The 12,940-nt window shown below is 44.1% G+C and carries 15 protein-coding genes and 2 tRNA genes; 8 read left to right on the forward strand and 9 right to left on the reverse strand.

Going from position 1 to position 12,940, the window contains the following annotated elements; genetic code table 11:
- Positions 1 to 73: 73 nt before the first annotated feature.
- Entirely contained in the window at positions 74 to 499 is a 426-nt protein-coding gene (gene uspA, locus CVP04_RS08790) for a universal stress protein UspA (RefSeq protein WP_100297138.1), read from the reverse strand.
- A gap of 191 nt (positions 500 to 690) precedes the next feature.
- On the opposite strand from uspA, the gene mazG reads away from it, so the two are divergent.
- A complete protein-coding gene (gene mazG / locus CVP04_RS08795) occupies positions 691 to 1,491 on the forward strand; it encodes a nucleoside triphosphate pyrophosphohydrolase (RefSeq protein WP_100297139.1) in 801 nt (266 codons plus the stop codon).
- A 68-nt stretch (positions 1,492 to 1,559) separates the two neighbouring features.
- Here the strand turns inward: mazG and yggU are convergent, their stop codons facing one another.
- The 6 genes from yggU to CVP04_RS08825 form a co-directional block, all read right to left on the reverse strand.
- Positions 1,560 to 1,871 (reverse strand): DUF167 family protein YggU, encoded by a 312-nt coding sequence (gene yggU, locus CVP04_RS08800; RefSeq protein WP_100297140.1) that lies wholly within the window; start codon positions 1,869 to 1,871, stop codon positions 1,560 to 1,562.
- An 18-nt stretch (positions 1,872 to 1,889) separates the two neighbouring features.
- Complete coding sequence (locus tag CVP04_RS08805; protein WP_100297258.1) at positions 1,890 to 2,447, reverse strand: YggT family protein; 558 nt, start codon at positions 2,445 to 2,447, stop codon at positions 1,890 to 1,892.
- A 20-nt stretch (positions 2,448 to 2,467) separates the two neighbouring features.
- A complete protein-coding gene (corA, locus tag CVP04_RS08810) occupies positions 2,468 to 3,415 on the reverse strand; it encodes a magnesium/cobalt transporter CorA (protein ID WP_100297141.1) in 948 nt (315 codons plus the stop codon).
- A gap of 339 nt (positions 3,416 to 3,754) precedes the next feature.
- Positions 3,755 to 4,093 (reverse strand): YggL family protein, encoded by a 339-nt coding sequence (locus CVP04_RS08815; protein WP_100297142.1) that lies wholly within the window; start codon positions 4,091 to 4,093, stop codon positions 3,755 to 3,757.
- Between the two features lie 58 nt (positions 4,094 to 4,151).
- Positions 4,152 to 4,901, reverse strand: coding sequence for a tRNA (guanosine(46)-N7)-methyltransferase TrmB (trmB, locus tag CVP04_RS08820; RefSeq protein ID WP_100297143.1), 750 nt, complete (start codon positions 4,899 to 4,901; stop codon positions 4,152 to 4,154).
- A 31-nt stretch (positions 4,902 to 4,932) separates the two neighbouring features.
- Entirely contained in the window at positions 4,933 to 6,945 is a 2,013-nt protein-coding gene (locus tag CVP04_RS08825) for an LTA synthase family protein (protein ID WP_207761634.1), read from the reverse strand.
- Positions 6,946 to 7,097: 152 nt separating this feature from the next.
- On the opposite strand from CVP04_RS08825, the gene mutY reads away from it, so the two are divergent.
- The 6 genes from mutY (at position 7,098) to CVP04_RS08855 (ending at position 10,406) form a co-directional block, all read left to right on the forward strand.
- On the forward strand, positions 7,098 to 8,210 hold the full coding sequence (gene mutY / locus CVP04_RS08830; RefSeq protein WP_100297145.1) for an A/G-specific adenine glycosylase: 1,113 nt from the start codon (positions 7,098 to 7,100) through the stop codon (positions 8,208 to 8,210).
- A 2-nt stretch (positions 8,211 to 8,212) separates the two neighbouring features.
- Entirely contained in the window at positions 8,213 to 8,488 is a 276-nt protein-coding gene (locus CVP04_RS08835) for an oxidative damage protection protein (RefSeq protein WP_100297146.1), read from the forward strand.
- 2 nt (positions 8,489 to 8,490) lie between these two features.
- Positions 8,491 to 9,564 (forward strand): membrane-bound lytic murein transglycosylase MltC, encoded by a 1,074-nt coding sequence (gene mltC, locus CVP04_RS08840; protein WP_100297147.1) that lies wholly within the window; start codon positions 8,491 to 8,493, stop codon positions 9,562 to 9,564.
- Between the two features lie 191 nt (positions 9,565 to 9,755).
- Positions 9,756 to 9,831 (forward strand) — tRNA-Phe (locus tag CVP04_RS08845).
- A gap of 4 nt (positions 9,832 to 9,835) precedes the next feature.
- Positions 9,836 to 9,911, forward strand: a tRNA-Asn gene (locus tag CVP04_RS08850).
- A 60-nt stretch (positions 9,912 to 9,971) separates the two neighbouring features.
- Positions 9,972 to 10,406 carry a hypothetical protein gene (locus tag CVP04_RS08855; protein WP_100297148.1) on the forward strand — a complete coding sequence of 145 codons (435 nt, stop codon included), beginning with the start codon at positions 9,972 to 9,974 and terminating at the stop codon, positions 10,404 to 10,406.
- A 254-nt stretch (positions 10,407 to 10,660) separates the two neighbouring features.
- On the opposite strand, the gene CVP04_RS08860 is transcribed toward CVP04_RS08855, so the two are convergent.
- Positions 10,661 to 11,674 (reverse strand): DUF3298 and DUF4163 domain-containing protein, encoded by a 1,014-nt coding sequence (locus CVP04_RS08860; RefSeq protein WP_100297149.1) that lies wholly within the window; start codon positions 11,672 to 11,674, stop codon positions 10,661 to 10,663.
- Positions 11,675 to 11,857: 183 nt separating this feature from the next.
- Positions 11,858 to 12,454, reverse strand: coding sequence for a YajG family lipoprotein (locus CVP04_RS08865; protein WP_100297150.1), 597 nt, complete (start codon positions 12,452 to 12,454; stop codon positions 11,858 to 11,860).
- A gap of 104 nt (positions 12,455 to 12,558) precedes the next feature.
- Here CVP04_RS08865 and CVP04_RS08870 point away from each other — a divergent pair, with 104 nt between their 5' ends.
- The gene (locus CVP04_RS08870) at positions 12,559 to 12,870 is read left to right on the forward strand and encodes a BolA family protein (RefSeq protein ID WP_100297151.1); all 312 of its coding nucleotides are present in this window, start codon (positions 12,559 to 12,561) and stop codon (positions 12,868 to 12,870) included.
- Positions 12,871 to 12,940: the final 70 nt, after the last annotated feature.

A 12,940-nucleotide genomic window follows, 5' to 3' on the forward strand; every position in this document is an offset into this window, starting at 1 on the left:
TAAATAAAAAAGGACTAAATCGGCTATCCGATCTAGTCCTTTACGAACCGATCCGGCGGTTATTTCACCGCGATTATTCTTCGCGTAACGGAACCACAAGCATATCGACCGTAATGGTATTCATCACTTGACGCGTGGAGGACATTAATTTGCTCCAGAAATCTTGGTGATGACCGGTAACTAATAAATCGACGTCATATTGCGCAATAGCATCGGACAACACTTGACCTAAATCGCCGCTACCGCTAAGTTTTTCCGAAACTGGATAGCCGGCTTGTTCCGCGAGTTGGATCAACGCTTGATGCGTTTCGGTGGAAATGCGATCTTGCATTGAAGACATATTCACATCAATCAATCCGGTATAAAGATCGGAGAAATTCACATCGACGTGGATGATCGACAATTTTGCATCGTGTCTTTGTGCTACACCCGCCGCTTTTTTCAATAAAAATGGGCTTTCTTCAGAAAGATCAACCGCAACTAATATATGTTTGTACATAACCGACTCCTTATTCCGTTTTGGGACTCACTCATTTATTTTGGAGTTATACTAGCACCCTCGCCGAAAAAAAAATATGGACTCGATCACGTTTTAAAAAAAACTTTTATTTTTTTAGCGATAATCTTATGTATAAAGGTTGTGCTATGATGATCAGCTATCCGAATAATTCACTGTCAGGACAAAAATAAATGTATTCCGTTAACGATTTGATTCAACTTATGGCAAAACTCCGCGATCCAAATGGAGGATGTCCTTGGGATTTAAAACAAAATTTTCGCACGATGATCCCTTGTTTAATCGAAGAAACTTATGAAACCGTCGAGGCTATCGAGCAAAATAACCCGCAAGATCTTAAAGAAGAACTGGGCGATTTACTCCTCTTGATTGCCTTTTTCAGTCAACTAGCGACGGAAGAACACCAATTCACCTTTAATGATGTGGTGCAAGGGTTGTGCGAAAAAATCATCCGCCGTCATCCTCACGTGTTTGGCAGCGAAAAAGCAGAGGACGAACAAGCCGCGTTACAAAATTGGAATGCGGTGAAAGCCGATGAAAACAAGCAAAAAGGACATCAATCTATTTTGGATAATATTCCCTTCGCCTTTCCTGCATTAGTTCGTGCGGAAAAATTGCAAAAACGTTGTGCGAAAATCGGCTTTGATTGGTCGGAAATCGCACCGGTTTTTGCTAAAGTGCAAGAAGAATTGGAAGAAGTGCGCCAAGAATGGGAAAAACCGACGCAAGATCCCGATAAAATTGCGGAAGAAATCGGCGATTTACTGTTTGCCGCAGTGAATTTAAGCCGCCATCTTAAGTGTGCGCCGGAAGAAAGCTTGCGCCGCGCCAATTTGAAATTCGAACGACGCTTTCGCGCGGTGGAACAAAAACTGCACGCGCAAAACAAAACCTTCGATGAAACTTCTTTAGTGGAAATGGATATCTTGTGGGACGAGGTGAAAAAAGCGGAAAAACAACAGGAAAACCGATAAATTCGGTCAAAATCGACCGCACTTTGGCGCGAAAAAATAGCGGTTTGATACCGCTATTTTTCGTCAAATCATAATAATGCCGCAATTTCGGCGGGAATGGTTTTCGGTGAGGGAATCAACACTTGCTTATGGCGATTCAATTCGCCTTTTTCCAACAAAATCGCGCTTTTCGGCACGTTAAACAGCTTGCTGAGAAATTTGATCAAATGCGCGTTGGCTTGACCTTCAACCGGCGGGGCGGTCACGGCGATTTTCAATTCGTTATTGTGCAAGCCTTGAATGCTGTCGCGACTGGCTTTCGGTTGCAGAAAAATGCGTAGGCGCAGATCATCGCCGCATTTTTCCACCGCACTTTTTTCGCTTGCCTCGCCCTTTGTCATTTTCACCCGCCCGATGAATTACGCCAGCGCCCAAAATTGTCCGAGCAGATCGTATAACACGCGATTGCCGTAAAATAACACGAATGCCAACAACATCGGTGAAAAATCAATCATTCCGGTGTTCGGCAAAATTCGACGAATCGGTGCCAGCAAAGGTTCGCTCAACTGATTTAAGGTATATTGTAACGGATTGGCACCGCGATTAAACCAGCTCATAATCGCACCGATAAATAAAATGTAAAGCAACGCTTCTCCTGCCGTTCTGACCGCGTGCAATACACCGATAATGGCGTAATTTTCGACCGAAGTTGCCATAACCGGCGTGCCGATAGCATTTAACAGCGGATATTTTAACGCGCCGAGTACGATAATCAGCAAAATTGCCGCCAAGTTAATATTTTTTACCGTCGGGATAATTTTTTGCAACGGCGACAACACGGGTTGGGTGATTTTCACCAAAGTTTGCGACAATGGGTTATAAAAATCCACGCGGCAAAATTGAAACCACATTCTTAAAAATAGCACGAAACAAAAAACGTTAATTAACGTATAAAGCAAAAATTGTAATGAATTCAACCCCATAAATTTCCCTTAAATTATAACCAGCCTTTGCGTTTAAAATACCAATAAGGCGCGAATGCCGCAAGTCCCATTAGCCCTAATGCCATCGGGTAACCGTAGGCAAAACCCAATTCCGGCATATTACTGAAGTTCATTCCGTAATTGGACGCCACCAATGTCGGCGGCAGGAAAATCACCGACACCACCGAGAAGATTTTGATAATCCGGTTTTGTTCGATATTAATGAAACCCATCGCCGCTTGCATCAAAAAGTTGACTTTTTGGAACAAAGATTCGTTATGCGGCTGCAAGGATTCGATATCGCGTAAAATATCGCGCGCTTGCTCCAGCTGATTTGCCGGTAAACGGGTTTTGCGCACCAAAAAGCTCAAGGCGCGTTGGGTATCCATTAAGCAAAGGCGCACTTTAGAGCTGGTGTCTTCTTGCTCCGTTAATGTTGCCAAGGCATCATCAAAGGCTTCGCCTTGTTTGCCGTCCAAAATCACGCGGCTTAATTTTTCCAAATCCGCATAAACGTTTTCGATAACGTCCGCGAGTTGCTCGATTTTGGTTTCGAATAAATCCAACAGCACTTCATACGCGTTACATTCAATTAAACGTTGATTGCGCGAACGCATACGATACAGCCGAAACGCCGGTAATTCGCGATCACGCAAGGTGAACAAACGTCCGTCGCGCACGGTAAAAGCGACGCTGGCTAAATCCGCGTAATCGTCTTCATCTTCGCAATAAAAGAATGAGTGCAAATGTAACCCGTCTTCGTCCTCAAAGAAACGAGCGGATGCCTCAATGTCTTCCAATTCTAAGAAAGACGCCAGACTTTGATCCAAGCCTTTTTGTAAGATCTCGCGTTCTTCCACCGTCGGCTCAAGCAAATCCAACCAAACGGCGTTATTGAGTGCCTCGTCGGTTTCGTCAAGGCGCACCAAACGCGCATCTTCAAGCGCAAATGCATTAATCATCTTGTCATACTCCTTAATGGATTATGAACAAACGCTATGAACAAAGAAAAATCAAAAAATCGGCGCGAAAGTGCGGTTAAAAATCCGATTGTTTGATCAAAAAAGATACCTAATGTTAAAAACAAGGTAATGAAAACTTACCCGCGAAATCTCGCCGATAAGTAAATGACGAGATTTAGAAAAAAGATTGCGATCGGTATCGACTGTGACTGTCCAAAGTGTGTGTCCTCTTGTTACTAAATCGTGCGGAATGTTACGCTCGAAAGCCTATTTCGTCAAGTTTTTTGCAAAGAAAATCCCGCCAGAAAAGCGGGATGAATTTAAGCTGCGGGACGATGATTATTTCGCCGGATAATCCCACCAAATATCGAATAATTCGCTGATTTCGATTTGTTGCAATCCGTTTTGTTCCAACCAATTTTTCACCAAAGTGCGGTGATTTTCGTCGCATTTTCCTAATTTTTCCAAGCAAACCAAGCCTTCCCAATGAAGATAGCCGCTGCCTTCATAAGCCAAGCCGTTCGGTTGAATCACGTCACGAATAAAACGATCAACCGTTTCATCTACTTGTTCGATCGGGGTATTTTCCGCAAATTGCCAGTTGACTAAAAAACCTAATTCTTGGAATTCCGCCAAGTGCATTTTTTTACGTTGTCTTTGATTACGTTTGATCGCCATATTTTTCTCCTATGGTTGCTGTCATTATCATCGCGCATAATGATAGCACATTTCGTCGTTATTTTTTAATAAAATACAAATCCCACACGCCGTGTCCGAGGCGGTGACCGCGTTGTTCGAATTTCGTTAACGGGCGAAAATCCGGACGCGGAATATAATCGCCGGTTTCGGAAACGTTGCGTAAATCCACCGCACTTTTCAGTACGTTCAACATTTGTTCCGCATAATTTTCCCAATCCGTCGCCATATGAATAAAGCCCTGCGGCATTAATTTTTGCGTCACTTGCGCCACAAAGTGCGGTTGAACGATACGACGTTTATGATGTTTGGCTTTATGCCAAGGATCCGGAAAAAACAACTGCAAACCGCCTAGACTACCGTCCGCAATGCAGTCGCGTAAAATTTCCGTGGCGTCGTGACAAATCACGCGTAAATTTTTCACTTGTTTTTCCACCGCATAAGCGATACAAGCGCCCACGCCCGGCGTATGCACTTCAATGCCCAAGTAGTTTTTGTCGGGATTTTGCAACGCCATTTCCACTAAGGATTTCCCCATTCCGAAACCGATTTCTAAGATCACCGGATTGTGATTGCCGTAAATTTGCACGAAATCGAAAGGCGTGGCTTGGTGCTCTAAGCCCAGCGTTGCCCAATTTTCATTCATCATATTGCGCTGAAACTCGCTCAATCGTCCGGTGCGCAGCACAAAACTGCGCACTTTGCGCTTATAACGTCCGTCTTCGGTAAATTCCGCCGTTTCAACGGTTTTGCGTTTTTGATCGGCAAAGGTTGTTTTTTGTTCTGTCATTCTTTTTTCGTCCTTTTTATATCGCGGCAGATTATAGCTCAGAAGGTTCCTTTGCGTTAAGCAAAAACTCCGGATGACGAACCAACCAACCGGTTAATTCCACCACGGCATCGCGTTCGGATTCAAACCGCGCGGTATTTCGGATTAAATCGACCTCATCCGCCGAAACGGTTAATGTTTGCGCGATGCGATCTTGGTAATAACCCATTTGGTTTGCGGTTAACCAATGATAAGGCGTGACGACGCGTTCCAATGGCTCAAAAAACGAAGGCGCTAGACTATAATATTCAAAACCGGCGGGCGCAATGCTTTCGATGATGGTCGGTAGAATATTCATATGCCCGCCGATAGTATTGCCGGCGAACATTGCTTGAGTAAATTGCGGGTGATACATTGCAAAAGAAGTACAAAAGCGTTCGCGCAGCGTTTCCTCTTGCCGCTTGATAATGTCGTGATTGAGCGGCAATACCGGACGAGAATGATCGCCGGTGACGATAATTAAACTGTCCGGATAGCGCGTTTTGATCTCATCGACAAAATCAAATAAGGCTTGATCCGCATACCAATAAGTGCCGAGATCCGCGAGTTTCGCTTTATCTTTCTTCAAGCTCGACGGCACATTCGGCATAATTTTTTCCGCATCCCAACCGTATTTTTTAATCGGAATCGTATAAGGGCCGTGGTTGGATGTAGTGTAAATAAAGTGAAACTCGAATTCTTCCGAGTCGGTGGTTACAATGTTTTTCGCCGTTTGTTGCAAAAATAAATGATCATAAATGCCTAGCCACGTTTTCGGCGTGTCTTTCGGACAAATTTCATTGCCGCCGTAAACACGATCAAATCCGCTTGCTTGGCTAAACAAGCCTAAACTTGACCACGACAACCCGCCGCCATACCAGAGATGCGTTTTATAGCCGAGTTTTTTTAATTGCAAGGGCAAGGACAACAGCGAGGTGTTGTGCCAAAAAATCTCTCTTTCGTTGATTTCCAGATTACTGTCGAAAAGTCCGCTAATTAAGCTGGTAATCGCCGGCTGAGAAATCAATCCCGCCGGTAAAAAATTGTTGATGACAAAACTGTGCGGATCGGCGCGAAAAGCTTTGCCGCGATCGGATAAATGCAGATTGTCATATAACGGGTCGAACGGCGCTTGAGTATAACTTTCGCCAAGTAAAAAGAAAATTTTCTTCGGCGGCGTAATTCTGGCGCCTTGCGCTCGTTTTTTAAACCGCGCCAATAAATTTTCCCGATTTATGACCGCACTTGTCACATCGGCAAACAGCGGCTCGCGGCGTAAAATTTCGCTACTTTGTTCATCGTTGTGATTGAGTAAATCCTGCACCGGACGACTATACACCATTTCTATGGCAACCAAATCGTCCACCGTCGCCTTGCCGAGAAAAATATCCGCTTTCACGATTTCCGGCACTTCGTCCCATTCCGGTTTATCCGCGTGTTTAAGCGATCCGCCGAAACGACAATAATAAAATCCCACCACGCAAAAGGCGACGAATAAAAAGTTAAAGGCATAAGCGAGAAACACATTTTCAATCTGCGGATAAGGCACGGAAGGCAGTTTAAGCAATGCGTCGGCAGCGAATACGCATAAGGCTAAAAACGGAATACAGCTTAACAACAGCCACGCGCCGTGATGTTGATTAAAGAAAATATCAAGCAAATTGCGTTTGTCCGCCTTTCCGCCCAAGCGCATTGTGGCATTAAATATGTCGCGGAAATGATAATAAAAAATCATTTTGCCGATAAACGCCACATAAAGCACGAGTAAATAAAGGCTTAATCCGATGATTCTTAATATATCGCCGAAGACAAAATAATCGGCGAAAAAAATGCTCGGCAAACTAATTAAAACAAGCGGCACAAGAAAAACGTAAGCGTTAAAATCCATTCCCCACCAAAATCCATAGCGAAAACAATGATATAACTTGCGCCAATCTTGTTTAAGCGAATATTGCGGGCCGTAAAAACGGATAAAAATAAGACGAAATAACGCGCAAATCAGCGGTGCGAGAATCGCTAATTTCATATCTTGCTGAGCACTTAGAAAGAATCGTTCGAACATATTAATAGGATTATTTTATCGGATTGAAAAATGGCTTTACTCTAGCATAATGCGCGATAAAATCACACTTTCCGTTTGATTATGCTAGACTGATTTTTATTTTTATGACGAAAAATATGCAAGCGCAATCCAATCCTCAAGCGCCTTTCGCTCAAGCCGTGCTGGCGTGGTATGCAAAATACGGGCGTAAAACTTTGCCGTGGCAGCAGAATAAAACTTTGTACGGCGTGTGGCTGTCAGAGGTGATGTTGCAACAAACCCAAGTGGCGACGGTGATTCCTTATTTCGAGCGTTTTATCAAAACTTTCCCGAATATCACCGCACTTGCCGATGCGCCGTTGGACGAAGTATTGCATTTATGGACGGGCTTGGGTTATTACGCGCGGGCGCGCAATTTGCATAAAGCGGCGCAGAACGTGCGTGATCTACACGACGGGGAATTTCCAACGGGTTTTCAGCAAGTTTTGGCGTTACCGGGTGTCGGGCAAAGTACCGCCGGCGCGATTTTATCCTCTTGCTTAAATGCGCCTTATCCGATTTTAGACGGGAACGTCAAACGGGTGCTCTCGCGTTATTTTGCCGTCAGCGGTTGGGCGGGTGAAATGTCAACGGAACGGAAACTTTGGGCGTTCAGCGCGCAAGTTACGCCGCAAGATCAGGTGGCGGATTTTAATCAGGCGATGATGGATATGGGATCAATGGTTTGCACGCGAACCAAGCCGAAATGCGATTTATGTCCGTTAAACGCCGATTGTCAGGCAAATCTGCAACAAAATCAGACGGCTTATCCGAACAAAAAACCGAAGAAAACCTTGCCGCAGCGAGAAAGTTTTTTTGTCATTTTAGCCGAGCAAGGCAAAGTGTTGTTAGAACAACGCGAGCCGAGCGGCATTTGGGGCGGATTATATTGTTTTCCGCAATTCGAACGCAAAGCGGATGCCTTGGCATATTTGCGCGCGCAAGGTGTGTCGGTTTATCAAGAATGGGTAAGTTTTCGGCATACGTTCAGCCATTTTCATTTGGATATTTATCCGATTTATGCCGAGCTTAATCGAGAACAAGATGATGTTGATCGCACCGATTGGAAAAAAGTGCAGGAAAATCACGCGGAATATCAATCTTCTGTATCAAGTGCGGTCAAATATTGGTATGATCCGGAAAATCCCGATTCAATCGGGCTGGCGACGCCGGTAAAAAATTTATTGATTGAATTTCAAAAAAGGAAATGATTATGGCAAGAACGGTGTTCTGTGCGTATTTGAAACAAGAAGCGGACGGCTTGGATTTCCAACTGTATCCCGGTGAACTCGGCAAACGCATTTTCGATAATATCAGCAAACAGGCGTGGGCGGATTGGATGAAAAAGCAAACGATGTTGGTTAACGAAAAAAAATTAAATATGATGAATGCCGAGCATCGCAAATTCTTAGAACAAGAAATGGTGAACTTTTTGTTTGAAGGCAAAGAGGTTCATATCGAAGGTTATGTTCCACCTGCAGAAAAATAATTATGAAAAAATATCTTATTGCGGCGCTTATTCCGTTTTTGTTTGCTTGCGGCGGTTCGAGCAATAAAGGGATCAATTACGATGAAGCCTTATCCAAAGACACGCAAGGTTTGGATATTTTAACCGGACAATTCTCTCATAATATCGATCAGATTTGGGGGGTGAACGAGCTGTTGGTCGCAAGTCGTAAAGATTATGTGAAATATACGGACAGTTTTTATACGCGTAGCCACGTCAGTTTTGACGAAGGGGTGATTACGGTGGAAACCCATTCCGATATTAATCGCTTACAAAATGCCATCGTGCATACGCTGTTAATGGGTTCCGATGCGAAAGGCATCGATTTATTCGCTTCCGGCGATGTGCCGATTAGTCCGCGCCCGTTTTTGGTCGGACAGGTCGTCGATCATTTGGGCGGGCAAATCACCAATACGATCGTAGCGGGCAATTTCGCCGATTATTTGATTCGCAACAAATTGCAAACGCGTCGTTTGAGTAACGGTAAAACCGTGCGATTCGTGGTGATCCCGATGATCGCCAACCACGTTGCGGTGCGCGCGCAAAAATACGTTCCGTTGGTGCGTAAAGCGGCACGACGCTACAATTTGGACGAGAGTTTGATTTTGGGCATAATGCAAACGGAATCCAGTTTTAACCCTTATGCGATAAGCTATGCGAACGCCATCGGCTTAATGCAGGTTGTGCCGCATACCGCCGGTCGGGATATTTTCCAAATGAAAGGTCGCGGCGGACAACCGTCGAAAAGTTATCTGTTCGATCCGGAAAAAAATATTGATGCCGGTGCGGCGTATTTATGGTTGTTGCAAAATAAATATTTAGACGGCATTACCAATCCGACTTCTAAACGTTTTGCGATGATTTCCGCTTATAACAGCGGTGCCGGTGCGGTGTTGCGCGTGTTTGACGAAGATCGCGATATGGCGATTTATCGCATTAATCAGCTTTATCCGGAACAAGTTTATCGCATTTTAACCACGGCGCATCCGTCCTCACAGGCGCGGAATTATCTGATTAAAGTGGATAAAGCGCAAAAAAGTTATCGTGTAATTCGTTAATTTCGGTAAAATAACTTATCTATTAGGGTGATTGAAAAAAGACAATCGCCCTTATTTTTTAAGCAAAAACCGCTTTTTTTCTATTCTTCTTGCCTATTAAATGCGCAAACAAACGATAAATTTTAAATTTTTTGAATTTAGTTGTTGACTTGAAAGCGAAAAAAACGTTTAATACGCACCACTGATGAGTTGCCTCGATAGCTCAGTCGGTAGAGCAGGGGATTGAAAATCCCCGTGTCGGTGGTTCGATTCCGCCTCGAGGCACCACTTTTCCTCCTTAGTTCAGTCGGTAGAACGGTGGACTGTTAATCCATATGTCGCTGGTTCAAGTCCAGCAGGAGGAGCCAAATTCCGAAAGCCGTTAATGCAAATTAACGGCTTTTTTCTTTTACGCATACGGAGCGTTTATGATGAAAAAAATCCTACTTATTTCTACCGCACTTTTCGCTTCTGCAAATATCATTGCGGCAGATCCCGTTTTCACGTTCGGCGCGAAAAATCAAGATTCTCTTGCCGATGTGTGGTTGGATAACGGTAAAGTTTATTCCAAAAATGACACTAATCGCCGCTTTTGCTGGCAATTAAAAGGATTTGCGAACGATACGGATCCGGTAAAACTTCAGTTAGTCATTACTTCGCCGGCAAAATCGACTTTTTCCTTCTCTGGCATTAACAGCGTCGATAAAACCGAACATCAATTCGCGTTGATCATCAAACCGGTCAACGGTACATTCTTGAATTGCTGGAAATTCGATGCTTTGGATCCGCTCGGCAAATACACGTTGAAAGTTAATGCCAACGGCGTTCAATATCCGTTGCAAACCTTTGAATTAAAACCTTAATCCGAAGCCCGCAAAATTCTCGGGCTTTTTTGTACCTTGCCGAATTTGTTGTTTTAATAATTGCCTTGTTTTACGACATTAGTGTTAATATTTATCCGGTGCAAAAAGGCGCGCCGGATAATATGACCAAACCAAATGCGAAAAACGATTTCGGCGTGGTGGTTAAAAAAAGCAATTCCTGTAAAAGTTAAATGAAATCGACCGCACTTTCGCCGGATATTTCGGCGTTAAAGTGCGGTCGTTTTTGATAAGGTTTAGTTTAAATAATCCGGATGCATCAATTCTTTTAATTCTTCAAAAGACATTCGAAGCTCGAAACTTCCCATTACATAAGGCCCTAAGGCATAAGGCGGATAGAAGAAATAAATGCTGTCGCCTAAAAAATAAAAATCGTCGGATATATCGAAATCCTCTTGTGAGACGAACGTCGGATTTTCTTGATCAAACGCGGTTAAACGACCCCACTCGTATTCATAGGCGTGCCAAAGCTTTTCTTTCAGCGCCTCCCGTTGATTCGGTTTAAGCAAATCCTGTAGCCTAATGAGTTTGCGATTTTTCAAATCAACGTTTTGGAAGGTCGCCCAGTTCATCCCGTGTGCGCCGCCGGTATAAACGTCAACATATTGGGCAAAAGAAGCAATATTATTGCGCTGCCCTAAAAACGCACTTTCAATATGATAAACATCGGCGGGAATACGTTCTTTTTCCGCCGTTGATTTTGCCTGTTCAAACCATTTCTCTATTTCTTTAATCAGATCATCTTTTTGCGGCGGATTTTTCGCAAAATGGGCATCTTTCGCTTTTCGTTCCACTTCTTGAGCTTGCGCCGCTTTTCGCAAGGCTTCTTCGGAAACATTTTCCTCGTTTGGCGTTTGATCCTCAATAAAATAGAAGGATTTAATTATCTCCGTCCACAATAACTGATCGAGCCATTGCACTTGAGTGACCGGCAAGGAAAGGGAATATTCCACATTCGCTTCGGAAGCGGGCAATTCCTCCGCTTTATCTTCGGGAAGATTGAGACTGACCGATTTATCGAAAACCTTCTCGATATTCACCAGCAAACCCAAGGGAGAATCCTGTTTTTCCGCTAATTGCGCTTTTAAGCTATCGATTTCTGCCCGCGAGGTATTCAATTCTTCTTTTAACTTCAGCGTCGTTTGATCCGCTTGGTTCGGTTTTTCGCTTAAGCCGGAAGATTCTTGCTCATTGCAGGCGCTAAGTGCTAAAACGGCGGCAATCAACAGTGCCGGATAAGATTTTTTCATTGCAATTCCTCTTATGGTTAAAACCTATTTTTTAGAAAAAATGATTTCAGTCGGATTATAAAACCGAAAGAAAATCGACCGCACTTTTTGCTTAATGTTTTCGCCTGAAAGTGCGGTCGAATTCGGCGAAATTTTGTAAAAAAATAACCGCTTGATTTAAAAGCGGTTATGTTCGTTCGGAGATTAATAGGCGTATTTGTTGATCGCCGCCGGAATTTCTTGATCACGATAAATGGATTGCACCACTTCGGATAAGGTTTGCGTCAACACTTTTTGAATGTCCGCATTGCTGACGCTAAACGCGCCTTCTTGGGTGCGCGTGCCGCTGATGTTTTTGGTGAATTGTCCTTTCGCCCCTTGCACTTGCACGTTTACTTGAATTTTGGTTGAAATTTTGTGGCGCAAATTGCCTTGTTCCACTTTCGCGTAGAAATCCGTGACGTTAACAAGCACGTTCGTGTTGGATTCCGCCGGTGTGCCGGCAATGCGGAAACCTTTCGCGTTCAAGTCTTGTTTCATCACTTGATCGAACAGCTGTGCCACGGAAGGATTGGCGGAAAGCTTTAATAAGCCTTCGTTATACACATAAGAAGATATTTCCGGTTGCGCACGCACATCGCGCGTTACGACGTTCAACACGGCATTTTGATTCGCCGCATTAAATTGGGCGACCGGAGCCGCCGGTGAGAAACTTAAAGTTGTGCTCGGCTGGCTTTGGCAAGCGGTTAATAACACGGCGCTTGCCATTAACGCCGCGAGAGAAAGTTTTGTAAAACGCATAGATACCTCGATCTGAACTAAAATATAGGATTATTCTTGCAAACTTCGCATTGAATGTATAGTCTCTGACCGCGAAAACAACCAAAAATTCATTAGGAGCCCATATGTCTCGACAACAATCCATTCAAACGGCATTATTCGCCGAATTTTCACCGCACTTTTTGCACATTGAAAACGAAAGTCATCTGCACCGTTCCGACCGCGGCGAGGAATCACATTTTAAAGTGGTGATTGTCAGCGAACGCTTTGACGGAATGAGTAAAGTAGTGCGCCATCAGGCGATTTATCGCGTGTTGGCGGAAGAATTTCGTCAAGGCTTGCACGCTTTAGCGCTGCATACTTATACGCCTGCGGAATGGGCGCAAACGGCGCAACAAATTCCGCAATCGACCGCTTGTGCGGGCGTGGGGAAATAAGCGGAGGCAATATACCTCATTAAAGGTATGGCGGATTCTTTTGTGAGAAGAAATTTTGATTTTTCACAAA

It is taken from the genome of Caviibacterium pharyngocola, assembly GCF_002795405.1.
Classification (GTDB): domain Bacteria; phylum Pseudomonadota; class Gammaproteobacteria; order Enterobacterales; family Pasteurellaceae; genus Caviibacterium; species Caviibacterium pharyngocola.

What these genes read in the sequence shown, in the direction of transcription:
- uspA (WP_100297138.1), bottom strand. Translation starts at nt 499, where the DNA reads ATGTACAAACATATATTAGTTGCGGTTGATCTTTCTGAAGAAAGCCCA.
- mazG (WP_100297139.1), top strand. Translation starts at nt 691, where the DNA reads ATGTATTCCGTTAACGATTTGATTCAACTTATGGCAAAACTCCGCGAT.
- yggU (WP_100297140.1), bottom strand. Translation starts at nt 1,871, where the DNA reads ATGACAAAGGGCGAGGCAAGCGAAAAAAGTGCGGTGGAAAAATGCGGC.
- corA (WP_100297141.1), bottom strand. Translation starts at nt 3,415, where the DNA reads ATGATTAATGCATTTGCGCTTGAAGATGCGCGTTTGGTGCGCCTTGAC.
- CVP04_RS08815 (WP_100297142.1), bottom strand. Translation starts at nt 4,093, where the DNA reads ATGGCGATCAAACGTAATCAAAGACAACGTAAAAAAATGCACTTGGCG.
- trmB (WP_100297143.1), bottom strand. Translation starts at nt 4,901, where the DNA reads ATGACAGAACAAAAAACAACCTTTGCCGATCAAAAACGCAAAACCGTT.
- CVP04_RS08825 (WP_207761634.1), bottom strand. Translation starts at nt 6,945, where the DNA reads ATGAAATTAGCGATTCTCGCACCGCTGATTTGCGCGTTATTTCGTCTT.
- mutY (WP_100297145.1), top strand. Translation starts at nt 7,098, where the DNA reads ATGCAAGCGCAATCCAATCCTCAAGCGCCTTTCGCTCAAGCCGTGCTG.
- CVP04_RS08835 (WP_100297146.1), top strand. Translation starts at nt 8,213, where the DNA reads ATGGCAAGAACGGTGTTCTGTGCGTATTTGAAACAAGAAGCGGACGGC.
- mltC (WP_100297147.1), top strand. Translation starts at nt 8,491, where the DNA reads ATGAAAAAATATCTTATTGCGGCGCTTATTCCGTTTTTGTTTGCTTGC.
- CVP04_RS08855 (WP_100297148.1), top strand. Translation starts at nt 9,972, where the DNA reads ATGATGAAAAAAATCCTACTTATTTCTACCGCACTTTTCGCTTCTGCA.
- CVP04_RS08860 (WP_100297149.1), bottom strand. Translation starts at nt 11,674, where the DNA reads ATGAAAAAATCTTATCCGGCACTGTTGATTGCCGCCGTTTTAGCACTT.
- CVP04_RS08865 (WP_100297150.1), bottom strand. Translation starts at nt 12,454, where the DNA reads ATGCGTTTTACAAAACTTTCTCTCGCGGCGTTAATGGCAAGCGCCGTG.
- CVP04_RS08870 (WP_100297151.1), top strand. Translation starts at nt 12,559, where the DNA reads ATGTCTCGACAACAATCCATTCAAACGGCATTATTCGCCGAATTTTCA.